The organism is Companilactobacillus farciminis KCTC 3681 = DSM 20184 (assembly GCF_002706745.1).
Classification (GTDB): Bacteria; Bacillota; Bacilli; order Lactobacillales; family Lactobacillaceae; genus Companilactobacillus; species Companilactobacillus farciminis.
This window is the reverse complement of record NZ_CP017702.1, coordinates 430,869-444,758: the sequence shown is the minus strand read 5'-3', so window position 1 is coordinate 444,758 and position 13,890 is coordinate 430,869. Positions and strand designations below refer to the sequence as shown.

Sequence of the window (13,890 nt, the reverse complement as noted above, 5' to 3'; positions counted from 1 at the left end):
CTGTCGCCTATTGGATCTTGTCACCCACTTCTAAATCGTTGAATTCGGGAATACGGTCAACTTCCTTACCGACTATCCAGGTGAAATGATCATCTTTGATTTCTAGATTTTCTTCGGAAACTCGATACAAACAAACTACCAGATTAGTTTTTTCGGGTACACCAACGACATATTTTACTTTTTTGGGATCGTGATTATTTAAAGGAATATCGGTCAAAGTTTCATCTTTTAACAACTGTGATTCTTGATTAGTCAAAAAGAAGTACGACAAATTTTTGTGCATTATTTGATTTAATTTATCGTTTTTATTGTTAAGCTTTACTATCCAAATCTGTTGAGATTTCATTTTTCTCTCCTTTTCTTGGATACATTTTGAGCCCGTCTTCTAGTAAATTACGCAAATCTTCCACTACTTCTGGTGGCGAAAGAACTTTTAGAACAGTTGCCTGACTCAAAAGCCACATTTTGACACCGTCCGAATAATGAATTTTGACCCGCATCTTATGGACTGGAAAGCCGAACTTCTTTGGTTTATCAGGCTCCACTTTTTCTAGTTCGACTTGAGGAAATTTGTCGTAGATGTAGTCGGGAAAACCGTAATACTCGAATTCAAGACTCTTTTCTTCACCGTCATAAGCGAACAAACTCTTGGGATCTTCTTTGGAGTTCTGGGGCATATTTTGACCAATTAGTTTAATCTTAGATTTAACTTTGATGATATCCTTCATCCAATCGATTCGATAAGTTTTAAACTGTGAGCGATTATTTTCAAACTTATAGCCCTTCAGAAAGAAGTAATAATTGTCGAAGAAAACGTGCAGCGGCAATATCTCTTCATTAACTTCGGACCTACCACTCACTTCTAAATTACGATAATTAAAACTGATATTAGAACGACTTTGGATGTATTCTTCCAACTCCCAAATCGTTTCTTCCCGGTCGTTGCTGTCGATAATATAGGACTCGTTGTCAAAATTCTCGTTTACTGCCGATTTGATAGTCTTTCTAGCCTTAGTGGAAATCATATTTTGCCACTTATTGATGATGGTGGTCGCTTCCTGATCATTTAGAGCCCGGCTGGCTAATAGAATTTTGGTCAAAACTAGCGCTTCTTGATTATTGATAAAAGTTTCGCCATTGTAATCGATGGAATACTCGTAAACCTTGCCGCTTCGCTCTTTGTGATAAGTGAAAAGTTCTTTCATTCGTGGATCACTTAGAGCATCCTCAATACTTTTTAGTCCTCGTTGGATTGCCCTTTTTTTGGCGGACACTTGCATATTGTGGTCGAAGTCAAATATCTTATCCCATTTTTGTATCAGTTCTTCGGTGGTCAGAGCTTGCGCATTCGTTAGTAGGTAGTGGAATAGTCTTAGTGGTCTATTTTCCATTTTGAGAATTCTTTTCGGAAGTTTGTTTTGTTTCTTCCTCTTTCTTATTCTCTAGGATACTTGACTGAATTTTTTTATAACCTGAATTTTCTATTTTTTTACCTGTTGAAATAGCTTTAACATTATTCTTTGTAATTGATCCGCCCCTACTTGCAAACTTATAAAAACAATCTTTGAACAAAGAATTATATTCTTTATTTACTTTCTTAGAGTTCTTTCCTGATAGCTTTTCATCTCTAGAAATGATTTCCATTCGAATTCCTAATTCTTGTTTAATAACTCTGGACCATTCATCATATGCTCTAAAAATAAATACCGGTTTATCTTTAGTTTTATCTTTCACTCGGTCAATAATCAAATTGGCTACGTATTGTGAAGATTTTAAATCTCTATATGATTTTCCAGATTTAAATAAATACTTTTTATATTTAGGTCTAGTCTCTGTACGGTACGCAAATAATTCCAAATTACATATTCTTAATTTATCTATATTAAAATCATTCTTTGAAAAAGTATCATCTATAATATCTTTTATTCTTTTTGCTTTACTACCTTTAGCTCCATCCGTTTCAAATAAGAAGTAATAGTAATGAGACAAATAGTATAGTTTATTAATATTTGTTTTTGGGTGATCTTTTAGATATTTAAACTCCTTTGCTAAAATATTTTGATTATCAATTATGTGTGAGTAATATCCATCATTATTTTTAAAATACTCATCGTCGTTATTATTCTCAATATTTACATATGTTTTTACATTAATATTCTTTTTGCTCTTTTTGATTGATTTACTATCCTGCACTCTTGGATTAAATAAACACAAGAATAAGCTGGCTTCTTCAGGATTTCCATGAACTTGACTTGGTAATCCTTTCTTAATAGTTACTGTATCTGTGTTGAATTCTGAAATTTCCTTTTGTTCTTTTTTATCTCCTACAACTTTCATTTTATTTAGATTTAAAACTTCTTTATCTTCATCTAATACCCAACTAAAATCATCATTTTCTCCAGAGTTATATAATTTATTATATTCTCCACCCAATTTTTCAATGGCTCTATTATCCCAAACATTCTCTGTCATACTAAAATCCCTCCATAACAATTAATTTATGACTTAATTATAGAAATCGAGGGCGACAGCATTTGTCGTATTACGTTCGTTGAGAGAATTTTTTTAGTTAATTTTTGCCACCAATTACACCATCATTGATATATCAGCTTTCTAAGAAAAATGAGAATTTGCTAATAATTAATTTAGGCACTACTATGATGGCGGAGGCAGTAATGATGATTACAGAAGATAATGAATTATTAGATTACTTGTCAAAATTTTACGGAATATCAATCGACGAATTAACTCAAAAATACACGATGTCGCAGTTGGAAGATGCTTATAACGAAATTGAGCATAAGACCAAATATCAAAAACATTTAGACAATAAAAAAGAATTCCCTACCGAATATGTGATCAAGGAATTCAGTCCACTTTAGAAAGTCATCTTTTTAGATGGCTTTTTTATTTTATTCTAATAAATATATACTCATGATATTCATCACTATTTATGTTAATCATTTTCTATAAAATTATTTCGAATTTTAACATTTAATTCACTATTATTAAATAATTCTTATAGTAATTGGAATATATACAAATAGTACAGAATTATAATGATTATGAAATTATCAAAAATCTGTAAATAGTGGGGTTATTTATTATGAGATTCCAACAATTAAACCGTGATCCTAATAGTATCATGAGAAAAAAATTAGTTAAATCTAAGAAAAATTGGATTGTTGTATCCAGTTTATCTTTTGCCGGAGGGTTATTGCTTCTGGGTGGTCCAACTGAAATCGTTCATGCCGCAGATACAACTGTTGCACCTACTGAACAAGTTGCTACACCTACTTCTAGCGATTCCAAAACTGATGCCATCAAGACTGACAGCACTAAATCAGCAGATGTAACCAAAGCCGTCGCACCTGTAACTACTGAAGAAAATAATGACAGTACTGTCCAATCAGACACAGTTGCTCCAGTTGAAAAAGAAACAGCTACAACAGAAAAAACTGATGCAACTGACACTAATGCTGTATCTGAAACTTTAAATAAGGAAACAACAACTCCTGATATCAAAGAAACTAGAACAACATCCGAAGCACAACCTGTTGTTGCTAAAGATGCACAAACAATTGCTGAAAGCGAAAATACTGAAGTTCCCGTTTCCAATACAGATGTTAAAGACACTCAAACAACTACTGAAGACGTTAAAAATATTGATGGCGAAAAAGTTGATACTCCTGTTCCCGATTCAGATATCGCTACTGATGAAACTACCGATACTACTCAATCCGATGTTAATAAGGAAAACGTCATTCAAAACGATGGAGCTCAAGACGACATTTTAGCCGCTAATTTGGCCGTATCTAAAGCTCAACTAGCTAGTTTAGGAATCAGTGCTGAAGATTTAACTCTTACACCAGAAGCAGAAGTTTTGGCTGATGGAAATATTGCTGAAGGTACACAAGGAACTACCCCTTGGAAGATTGATGCGGATGGAGTTTTACACTTAGGTACTGCTGGTGAAACTACATCTTTAGCAGACAACACGGCTACAACTACACAACACACAAGTACAGGATCATCACAAATTGACAGCTCATCTACTGAAACTAAAGAATCTCCTACTTCTCCATGGATGAAACATGCAAATGACATCACACGTATCAACTTTGAAGGTGATGTCAATGCTGCATCAGATATGAGCTACACGTTTGCTGATTTAAATAAATTAACTACGATCACAAACGCCAACAAACTACACACTGTCGTCAGCAACGTATCCATGACAAAAACTGTCGGAATGTTTGCTAATGACACCAATTTAAAGGAAATATCCAGTGATTCTACAACAAATGAGACTAAACCTACCATTAATTTATCCTCTTGGAACTTTGCTTCTGTTACAGATGCCAACAGTATGTTCTTAAACGATAGTTCGATTGAATACGTTACTTTTTCAGAATACAAAGAATCAACTTTAAAATCAAACGCAAATTTCAATTACATGTTTAAAAATAATACTTCTTTAATAACCGCCTATATGCCGCAATTACAATTCCGTAGAACTAAATCTATGATTGGAATGTTCCAGAATGACAGATCACTTACAGCATTAGATATAAGTTCATGGAATATGGCCAATTCATCTTCTATAGATACTGGCGATTCTTCTAAAGGTGAAGGCATGTTCGATGGTACTGACAGTTTAACATCATTAACATTATCTTCAATTAATAGGTTTTCAAGCTATACTGCACTATCTTCAAAAAATGGTAGCAGTTGGATTGAAGAAGGTGGAAAGTCTATCATGTCTGATCCTAGTAAGGCTGATAATTCTACTACTTTTAATTTAAATTCTATCGTCAGCAATTTGGGAAGTGGTATTTTAAACCCAACCGAATTTAAAACAGACGGAAATGTACCTGCAGACATCGAAGCAAACCTTATAATACCTTCAAATCTTGGTGATATAGAGACATCTATCTCAGGACCTATTTACAGTTCACAGGATGTAAAAGTACCAACAAAAGATGGTTATACAGCTAACGTTTCAACCATCACGGCAAACATTTTAAATGATAAGGCTGTTACTAATTACTACGTAACTTATACACCTGTTGCGTCAAACCCCGGACAAAAAGTAACTTTCACTGCTCCAGACGGCCAATCTAAAACATTGAATATTCCCGATGGTGTATATGGTACAGACGGTAGTATCACCATTCCAGACTTTGACGGATATACCCATACCAATACAACTGTTCCCGTTATTTATGGTCCCGATGGAGTTGCCATTGTTAATACAAAAGATCTCTATACTCCCGTTAAATCAAAGTCCGGACAAACAGCAACTTTTAGTACTCCAGACGGTCAATCTAAAACATTGAATATTCCTGATGGTGAATATGGTACAAATGGTAGTATTACTATCCCAGACTTTGATGGATATACTCACAAAGATACAACTCTTCCCGTTATTTATGGCCCCGATGGAGTTGCCATTGTTAATACAAAAGATCTCTATACTCCCGTTGCGTCAAACCCCGGACAAACAGCAACTTTTAGTACTCCAGACGGTCAATCTAAAATATTGGAAATCCCTGCTGGTGAATATGGTACAAATGGTAGTATCACTATCCCAGACTTTGACGGATATACTCACAAAGATACAACTCTTCCCGTTATTTATGGCCCCGATGGAGTTGCCATTGTTAATACAAAAAATCTCTATACTCCCGTTGCGTCAAACCCCGGACAAACAGCAACCTTTACTACTCCAGACGGTCAATCTAAAACATTGAATATTCCTGATGGTGTATATGGTACAGACGGTAGTATCACCATTCCAGACTTTGACGGATATACTCACAAAGATACAACTCTTCCCGTTATTTATGGTCCCGATGGAGTTGCCATTGTTAATACAAAAGATCTCTATACTCCCGTTAAATCAAAGTCCGGACAAACAGCAACCTTTACTACTCCAGACGGTCAATCTAAAACATTGAATATTCCTGATGGTGTATATGGTACAGACGGTAGTATTACTATCCCAGACTTTGACGGATATACTCACAAAGATACAACTCTTCCCGTTATTTATGGCCCCGATGGAGTTGCCATTGTTAATACAACAGACATTTATTCTCCTGTTAAATCAAAGTCCGGACAAACAGCAACCTTTACTACTCCAGACGGTCAATCTAAAATATTGGATATCCCTGCTGGTGAATATGGTACAAATGGTAGTATCACTATTCCAGACTTTAACGGATATACCCATACCAATACAACTGTTCCCGTTATTTATGGCCCCGATGGAGTTGCCATTGTTAATACAAAAGATCTCTATACTCCCGTTAAATCAAATCCCGGACAAACAGCAACTTTTACTACTCCAGACGGTCAATCTAAAACATTGGATATCCCTGCCGGTGAATATGGTACAAATGGTAGTATTACTATCCCAGACTTTGACGGATACACCCATACCAATACAACTGTTCCCGTTATTTATGGCCCCGATGGAGTTGCCATTGTTAATACAACGGATATTTATTCTCCTGTTAAGTCAAAGTCTGGACAAACAGTAACTTTCACTGCTCCAAACGGACAATCTAGAACGATTGATATCCCTGAAGGTGCATACGGTACAGATGGTAGTATCACTGTTCCTAATATTGACGGATATACTCATGATGAAGAAGTTCCTGTATCGTATGACAAAGACGGAAATGCCATTGTAAATACTGATAAAATTTATACCCCTATTCACTTTGACGCTACAACTACAACCGTAAAAACTCCTGAAGGTAATAAAACAATCACTATTCCCGAAGGCAATTATGGTGACGATCCTAAAACTGTCGATGTTCCATCGGTCACTGGTTATATCTCTGCTCCTTTAACTGTTACTTATAATGCCGATGGTACAACTTCTATTAATACACCAAGTTCTTTGTATACTCCTGTTCACTCTAACGGTGGTACTGCAAAGTTTACTACACCTGATGGACAAACTCAGACTGTTAATATTCCCGCCGGAGACTTTGGTACAAATGGTAATATTAGTATTCCTGATTTCGAAGGATATACTCACGAAGATAAAACTATTCCAGTAATTTATGATGCCAACGGTAATGCCATCGTGAAAACAGACGGTCTTTACACACCTATTCACTTTGATCCTACAACTACAACTGTAAAAACTCCTGAAGGCAATAAAACTGTCACTATTCCTGAAGGTAATTATGGGGACAATCCTAAAACTGTCGATGTTCCATCAATCACTGGCTATACAAGCAATCCTTTAACTGTCACTTATAATGCCGATGGTACAACTTCTATTGACACGCCAAATAAACTCTATATGCCAGTTCATTCTGATGGTGATAAAGCTACTTTTATCACTCCTAATGGAGATACTACTGTCGATATTCCTGCTGGTGATTTTAGTAAAAAAGACGTTACAATTGACGTTCCTCAAGTCACTGGATACAACACCAATGTCGATAAAGTACCTGTCACTTACAACGCTGACGGTTCTGCTTCCGCTGACACTAAAGTCATTTACACTCCGGTTCATTCTGATGGTGGTACTGCTACTATCAAAACACCTGATGGACCCGTTACTATTGATATCCCTGAAGGCGACTATAGTAAATCAAATGTAACAACGGTTAATGTCCCTAAAGTACACGGATATACAACAAGTACTGATACTTTGAAAGTAACTTATGATGCCAACGGTAACGCTACAATCAACACCTCGGATGTCTCTTACACTGGAGTAGAAAACAAATCCACATCCATCAATCTAAAAAATCCAGATGGCAAAGTAACTTCACTAGATATCCCTGCCGGACGTTTTGGCGATGATCCAGTTACCATAACTGCTCAAAACATCAGTGGATATACAGCCCCATCCATAATCGTTACCTTTGGAGCAGATGGTATACCAACAATCGTTGATGCCAAAACTCCAGACAAAGAAATTTCTACTTCCGATACTTTGACTTACAGTAGAATTCCTTCAAGCCACACAATTATCCAAAAGGATACCGAAAAAACTGACATCGCTACGCCAAAACAAAACAGCCAAAACGTTGCTACTTATAGTGAAAAAGGACAAATTCTCCTTTACACTTTAGGCGAAGACAATAAAATGACTGCTATCAGCAATTATGGTTTAGCAAAACAATCAACTTGGTACAGCGATGAACAAATCACCGTCGATGGTATTCAATACTTGCGTGTCGCTACTAACAAATGGGTCAAAGCCAGCCAAGTTTACTCATATCAAGATTTGAACCAATATGTCAGAACTTACGATAAAACCGCCAAGGTTCTCTACAAATCTGAAGACGAAGTAATTAATAATCGTATTTTGCAACCAAATACTAGCTGGTTCAGTGATCGCACGACTTACGTAATTAATGGTGACAAATATTATCGTGTCGCTACTAATGAATTTGTCAGTGCCAAAGATGCCTACATTTACCAACCAACTAATATGGTCGTAAAGACTCATACTGACTCCCCATCCAAGAACCTCTATACAGCTAAAGGTGAACTGATTACCAACAGATCACTAGTCGCTGATTCAAATTGGTTAGTCGATAGCATTGTTTACATTGAAGGTATTAAATACTATCGTGTCGCTACCAATGAATTTGTAAAAGCTTCTGATGTAGATATCAATCATTAATGATCAAAAAAAATCCAACCAAGATTAATTTCTTGGTTGGATTTTTTTAGTCTTCTCTACCAAATATGGGTTTTATAAATTCCTGAACATTAGTATACGGTTGGCTATTGACCATATCATTATTACTTCTATAAAGACTTTTTCCATTTGCAACGGCAATTTTTACTTTATCCTCTAAAAATGGGCCATATTCACTACCTTTAAAATGGTCATATGTATTTTTTCCCAAATTAAAGTGCTTATTATCAGCCAGTTTTCTATTTAATTCTTTTTTGGTAAAAATTCTACTTACTGGCTCAAAATGCATGAGAATCCATATCTCAAAATTTATATTGGAAAAAATAATTTGTATATTTTTCTTCTTTGCCATCGACATACTCTGCTGGATATCATTCTTAGTTAGATTATCACAATCAAATACTACGTATACCTCATCTAAATCTGGAATCGAATTTCTCTGTGCCGTTGCCGATGTAACTATTGAAATGCCTTTTTTCCCTTTCAATTGTTTTATATTCAATTTATGGGCCCCAACATTGGATTTTCCATATTTTCTCTGAAGCATTTTGAAATACTGTAATTCTGATGCTCCTTCACAAAATATTCCAATTATTTTCTGCTCAGGTAAATTCTTGCTAGTTCTTCTAAAAAGTTTTGCCTTTCTTGACTTCACCATCTTGAATTTCTCCACTACCAGATTGAATTTGGGTCAAGGCCTCCAACATCTCATCAGAGTCAATAATCGGGGTTGCCCCAAATCTTCCTTGAATGTAGCGTTTCATATAACTAATTCCACTACGAGTAGTATTTTTAGTATCTTTGAAATCAAAAATTGAAATTAAATTACTCTTTCCTTGAAAGTCTTTTTGAACCAAGTATATTTGATCAACTCTAACATCCGAATCCAGAAGTTGTAATTCATGAGTAGTAATAATGAATTGATTTTGATTAGCCTGGGAATTAAAAATTTTGACCATTGCTTGAGACAACTCCAAATGAAGTGAATCATCAAATTCATCAAACAAGATAGTCTTTCCATTATTATTTAACTCGGCATTCAAAAAAGCCAAAGCTATCATAAAGATTTTTTGAGTTCCACGGGATTCTTCTTCTAATCGAAATTTCTTTGTTCCAATTACATCACCATTATTATCATAAATTTTATGTTTAGTATAAATACGATTAACCTGTTTAGTTCTAGTTTTTGGTTTTTCAATCGCATCAAGAAAGTAAAAATATGACAGTGGCTCTTCAACAACTTCCAAACCATTTATATTAAAGTCGGCAAAATGAAGAAATTTCAAAAACTGATTATTTAATTTAGGAGTCTTCAATATTTCTGCCATTTGGCTAATATGATCATTCTCTGTAAAATCCTCAACAAAAATCAAATCTTCAGAAAACCACTTAAAAACGTCGATTGCATATTTATCATTGTTGAGCTGAGCATCAAAGATAAATAATCTATTCTCATTAGTTCTATTTTCAACGTCAGAAAAGTTAGCTATTTTAACATCAAATTTTTGATTTTCTCGTGAAAAATATATTTTCCAATTATTTTTATTAAGAACTGCCAACGTTTCTCGTGTAATTTTAGTTTTATTAAACGCAAAGGAGTATTTGTATATATTTACTCCCCTTTTAAAAATTACTTCAAAAAAGACATCTTTCTTCCACGATTTATCATCTAATTTAAAATTATTTGCGATTAATTTTTCGTTAACTGTTTGCGGTGGTTGTGTAACCATAGTTTGCATCAATTTGAGACCATCTAAGAGATTTGATTTCCCAGATCCATTCGGCCCAAAGATAAGTAAATTCTTTAGCAAGGAAATTTTTCCTACGGAAATAGTATTACTCTCTCTGAACTTGCTAAGTCGCTCACCAGTTTCTAATGACAGAGTTGTCTCATCTTTAAAAGATTTAAAGTTCTTCATTGTAAAGTCTATCAACATAGTTAAAATTCCTTTCTGATTTTTTCTAATTGTATCATCAGATAGCACTTTTTTGCTACCACAATGTTTTTTTAACTTAGATAATCGCCTTTTACGTTTATAAATTACGTATTATTGAAAATAAAAAATCCAACCAAGATTAATTTCTTAGCTGGATTTTTTTCATAAGTTACGAGAATGCTTCTTTCTAAATTCTTCTAAAGGAATTCCGTCAAAGGAATCATCTTCTTTATTTAATGCTTTTATAAGTTCAATATCTTTTCCCCAATCAACTTCAGGAGTGGAAATATTGCCATATTTCTTTTTTTGCTCGGCAATAATTTCCCAAAGGCTCTTTTCCTTATCTTCCATCACAAACACCATCCTATCAACATTATCCTACAAGAACGAACGTAAGATTTCTTTCATTGGTGGCAATTCTGGCAAGCTCTTCTTATCAATCACGTGTCCCAAACCAAACTTAGCATAACCATGAGCTTCATCCATCATGATCTTACCAGGAAGTGGGGCTTCGTCAGTCACGGCCACATCCAACAAAACTGGCTTGTCAGGACGACGATACTTCTTGATTGCATCCGCAAATTCTTCATCAGTCGTGATTCTTTCACCGATTCCACCACAAGCCTCTGCGACTTTAGCAAAATCGATTTCTGGTAAACTGATTCCATAATTTTGTTGACCGGCAGATTGTTGTTCGTATTCGATGAAGGCCAACAATTTGTTATTCAAGACGATGTACAACATTGGCAAATTATATCTGACGGCAGTGGCGAAATCTTGCATGACCATAGCTGTAGCACCATCGCCGGCTACCGCATAAACGGGACGGTCTGGGAAGTCATGTTTTGCAGCAATTGCTCCTGGCAAAGCACATCCCATTGTTCCTAACCAAGCTGAAATTGTGTACTTTTGACTAGATTTAGCAGTTAAGAACCGAGCACCAAAGGCCGTTGAAGTTCCGACATCAATTGACCAGATCGTATCGCTAGGAGCATTCTTACTGAGATTGTGGAACATCAAGGATGGCAAGACACCAGTGTGCTTTTTCGTATAAACGTCGTGCATCCAGCTGTGCCATTGACCAATTTTAGCGACGGCTTCATCCAAAAATGGACGTTCTTTAACAGGTTCGCCTAATTCATTCAAACGACTAATAGCTTCTTTAGCATCAGCTTGAATAGCGATATTGACGTGACGGCGCTTGCCCAATCTATCCGCATTAGTATCGATTTGGATGGCATCGACCTTCTTATTCAAATAAGGTGCGTAAGGATAATCAGTTCCCAGCATGATAACGAGGTCAGCTTTTTGCATCATTTCAAAGGCTGGTTTAGTCCCTAACTTACCTAATTGTCCCAAATTGTAAGGATGATCATCGTCGACTAAACCTTTGGCTGGCATGGTCAAAATAATTGGAATTTTGTATTTTTCGATAAACTCTTTAGTTTCTTTCTTAGCATCTTTAATTCCGACACCTGCTAAAACGATAGGATTGGAGTGAATCTTAATCATTTCGAGAGCTTTTTTAATTTGAGCATCATCAACTTTGTAGTTTTCCATTTGGAAATTATCAACGTTAGGTGTGAAATTATCTTTGATCATGTGGTCAGGAATATCATCAGGGATAGTCAAAACAGCCACACCCTTTTTGGCAATAGCGGTTCTGATAGCTTCATCCATAATTCTTGGCAATGATTGTGGATCCATGATGATTTTGTTGTAAACGGCTACATCATCGAATAAAACGTGAGTATCGACTTCTTGGAAGAAATCAGTATTGAGTAGTTTAGATTGAACTTGTCCTAAAATTGCTAAAACCGGTGCATGATCCATTTTGGCATCATATAGCCCATTCAACAGATGAATCGCCCCAGGTCCACCGATAGAAAGACAGACTCCAAGTTTTCCAGTTAATTTGGCATGAGCAGCAGCGGACAAAGCAGCAACCTCTTCATGCAAGACGTGAGTAAATTTAATTTTATCTTGGGCTCGATATAAGGCATCGATGGTCGTATCAACAGAATCCCCGGGTAGACCATAGATGTTATCGACACCCCACTTTGCTAAAACATCAACCATTTTATCAGACGCACGAACACTCATTATAAGTTCCTCCTAATATCTATTAACTCTAAATTACCACATTGGTTTCACAATTAAAGTAAAATGCTCATTGCCGTTAGATTAGTCCATATTATAAATTTATAAATAAGTTTGTGAAGCATATTTCTATGATTAAATCTATTTAAAGGCTTTTCTGGTATCATATATCTAAAGAGTCTTTTAGGGGGAGTATAAAAATGGTTAGACAGTTCCAACTTTATCGTTGGTTACGGTTTATTTTTCTGTTGGTGGCAGGAATCTTAATTGTCATCGCACCTATCAAGAGTTTTAATATTATCATTTACATCGTTTCTAGCTACATTGCCATTTACGGTGTACTTTCTATTATTGATGGTTTGAGTATTCGCAAAACGACGGGGGAAAATAATATTGCTATCGGTTTAGGCGTTGGAGCGTTATTTTTAGCTTTGGGCGTCTTATTGTTTGCTCGTTATTTCGTACCTTTGGTGCCGCCAGTCTTAGGAATTATCTTGTTAGTCAACGGCATCAACCAATTTCGAGATTCTCATGAAATGACAAAAAGAGTTCAGATAACACCCTACTTGGACTATTTTTATTCAGCCCTACTAATGATTGCAGGAATCGTGTTTATTCTGAACCCTTCAAAAACAATTATTTTTATTTATCAATTATTTGGCGTCAGCTTAATCGTCTTAGCCTTTTTTGAAATTATCAACTCCAGAATCTATCACAATTAGATCTGGATTTTTTTTAACGTTATTGTGCTCAAACTATTGCTGATGGCACTCTCTTCATAGTGAGTCGTAGCTTGCCAAGTTTGGACATTTTCACCAACTCGAACGGAAATCGCTTCCACAACGAGTTTTCCCAGTTTAAGTGTGTTTAAATTATGTAAGGACACACTCAAGACGGCAGCGGAACTGTCATCTTCAACATTCAAGTTTGCTCCAATGCTTGCGGCAGTTTCGGACAGCATTGCATTGATCACGCCGGTCTTATTATTTTCCATTTGTAAGTGTTCTTCGGTCAAATCCAGTTGTAAAACCACTTTGTGTCTACCCTGTTCGACTACTTCTATACCTAAATCATCTAGCAAACTCATTTTATACCTCAATTTTTTTCAGAACTTAGTTAAATTTTATTGTTTTTATGTTTTACAATCAAATTATATACTTAAGCGTATCAAATTTT

At 35.5% G+C, this 13,890-nt stretch carries 11 protein-coding genes; 3 read left to right on the top strand and 8 right to left on the bottom strand.

Annotation, left to right across the window (positions count from 1 at the left end):
- Positions 1-7: 7 nt before the first annotated feature.
- Genes LF20184_RS02100 through LF20184_RS02090 form a run of 3 tightly spaced genes read right to left on the bottom strand, consistent with a single transcriptional unit; the run spans position 8 to position 2,472 of the window.
- Complete coding sequence (locus LF20184_RS02100) at positions 8-346, bottom strand: hypothetical protein (protein WP_010021005.1); 339 nt, start codon at positions 344-346, stop codon at positions 8-10.
- A complete protein-coding gene (locus LF20184_RS02095; protein WP_010021006.1) occupies positions 312-1,391 on the bottom strand; it encodes a helix-turn-helix transcriptional regulator in 1,080 nt (359 codons plus the stop codon). The genes LF20184_RS02100 and LF20184_RS02095 overlap by 35 nt, the downstream gene beginning before the upstream one ends.
- On the bottom strand, positions 1,381-2,472 hold the full coding sequence (locus LF20184_RS02090) for a hypothetical protein (protein ID WP_010021007.1): 1,092 nt from the start codon (positions 2,470-2,472) through the stop codon (positions 1,381-1,383). Before LF20184_RS02090 ends, LF20184_RS02095 begins: the two co-directional genes overlap by 11 nt.
- Positions 2,473-2,675: 203 nt before the next feature.
- Between LF20184_RS02090 and LF20184_RS02085 the strand changes: the two genes are divergently transcribed.
- On the top strand, positions 2,676-2,882 hold the full coding sequence (locus LF20184_RS02085) for a hypothetical protein (protein WP_133278260.1): 207 nt from the start codon (positions 2,676-2,678) through the stop codon (positions 2,880-2,882).
- A gap of 263 nt (positions 2,883-3,145) precedes the next feature.
- A complete protein-coding gene (locus LF20184_RS02080; protein WP_198403324.1) occupies positions 3,146-8,659 on the top strand; it encodes a BspA family leucine-rich repeat surface protein in 5,514 nt (1,837 codons plus the stop codon).
- 46 nt (positions 8,660-8,705) lie between these two features.
- Here LF20184_RS02080 and LF20184_RS02075 read toward each other — a convergent pair whose 3' ends face one another.
- From LF20184_RS02075 to LF20184_RS02060, 4 genes are all read right to left on the bottom strand, one after another.
- Complete coding sequence (locus LF20184_RS02075) at positions 8,706-9,335, bottom strand: RloB family protein (RefSeq protein ID WP_010021014.1); 630 nt, start codon at positions 9,333-9,335, stop codon at positions 8,706-8,708.
- Positions 9,304-10,596 (bottom strand): AAA family ATPase, encoded by a 1,293-nt coding sequence (locus LF20184_RS02070; protein ID WP_235699489.1) that lies wholly within the window; start codon positions 10,594-10,596, stop codon positions 9,304-9,306. The genes LF20184_RS02075 and LF20184_RS02070 overlap by 32 nt, the downstream gene beginning before the upstream one ends.
- Positions 10,597-10,776: 180 nt before the next feature.
- Entirely contained in the window at positions 10,777-10,965 is a 189-nt protein-coding gene (locus tag LF20184_RS12815) for a hypothetical protein (protein WP_010021016.1), read from the bottom strand.
- 27 nt (positions 10,966-10,992) lie between these two features.
- Entirely contained in the window at positions 10,993-12,717 is a 1,725-nt protein-coding gene (locus LF20184_RS02060) for a pyruvate oxidase (RefSeq protein WP_056945193.1), read from the bottom strand.
- A 197-nt stretch (positions 12,718-12,914) separates the two neighbouring features.
- Here LF20184_RS02060 and LF20184_RS02055 point away from each other — a divergent pair, with 197 nt between their 5' ends.
- Positions 12,915-13,436: a DUF308 domain-containing protein gene (locus LF20184_RS02055; protein WP_010021021.1), complete on the top strand. Its 522-nt coding sequence runs from the start codon at positions 12,915-12,917 to the stop codon at positions 13,434-13,436.
- Here the strand turns inward: LF20184_RS02055 and LF20184_RS02050 are convergent.
- Positions 13,433-13,813, bottom strand: a complete 381-nt coding sequence (locus tag LF20184_RS02050) for a PaaI family thioesterase (RefSeq protein WP_149029786.1) — start codon at positions 13,811-13,813, stop codon at positions 13,433-13,435. The two genes, LF20184_RS02055 and LF20184_RS02050, sit on opposite strands and share 4 nt — an antisense overlap.
- Between the last annotated feature and the right edge of the window lie 77 nt (positions 13,814-13,890).

Coding starts and splice junctions, on each gene's coding strand:
- LF20184_RS02100 (WP_010021005.1), bottom strand. CDS start 346: ATGAAATCTCAACAGATTTGGATAGTAAAGCTTAACAATAAAAACGAT.
- LF20184_RS02095 (WP_010021006.1), bottom strand. CDS start 1,391: ATGGAAAATAGACCACTAAGACTATTCCACTACCTACTAACGAATGCG.
- LF20184_RS02090 (WP_010021007.1), bottom strand. CDS start 2,472: ATGACAGAGAATGTTTGGGATAATAGAGCCATTGAAAAATTGGGTGGA.
- LF20184_RS02085 (WP_133278260.1), top strand. CDS start 2,676: ATGATGATTACAGAAGATAATGAATTATTAGATTACTTGTCAAAATTT.
- LF20184_RS02080 (WP_198403324.1), top strand. CDS start 3,146: ATGAGAAAAAAATTAGTTAAATCTAAGAAAAATTGGATTGTTGTATCC.
- LF20184_RS02075 (WP_010021014.1), bottom strand. CDS start 9,335: ATGGTGAAGTCAAGAAAGGCAAAACTTTTTAGAAGAACTAGCAAGAAT.
- LF20184_RS02070 (WP_235699489.1), bottom strand. CDS start 10,596: ATGAAGAACTTTAAATCTTTTAAAGATGAGACAACTCTGTCATTAGAA.
- LF20184_RS12815 (WP_010021016.1), bottom strand. CDS start 10,965: ATGGAAGATAAGGAAAAGAGCCTTTGGGAAATTATTGCCGAGCAAAAA.
- LF20184_RS02060 (WP_056945193.1), bottom strand. CDS start 12,717: ATGAGTGTTCGTGCGTCTGATAAAATGGTTGATGTTTTAGCAAAGTGG.
- LF20184_RS02055 (WP_010021021.1), top strand. CDS start 12,915: ATGGTTAGACAGTTCCAACTTTATCGTTGGTTACGGTTTATTTTTCTG.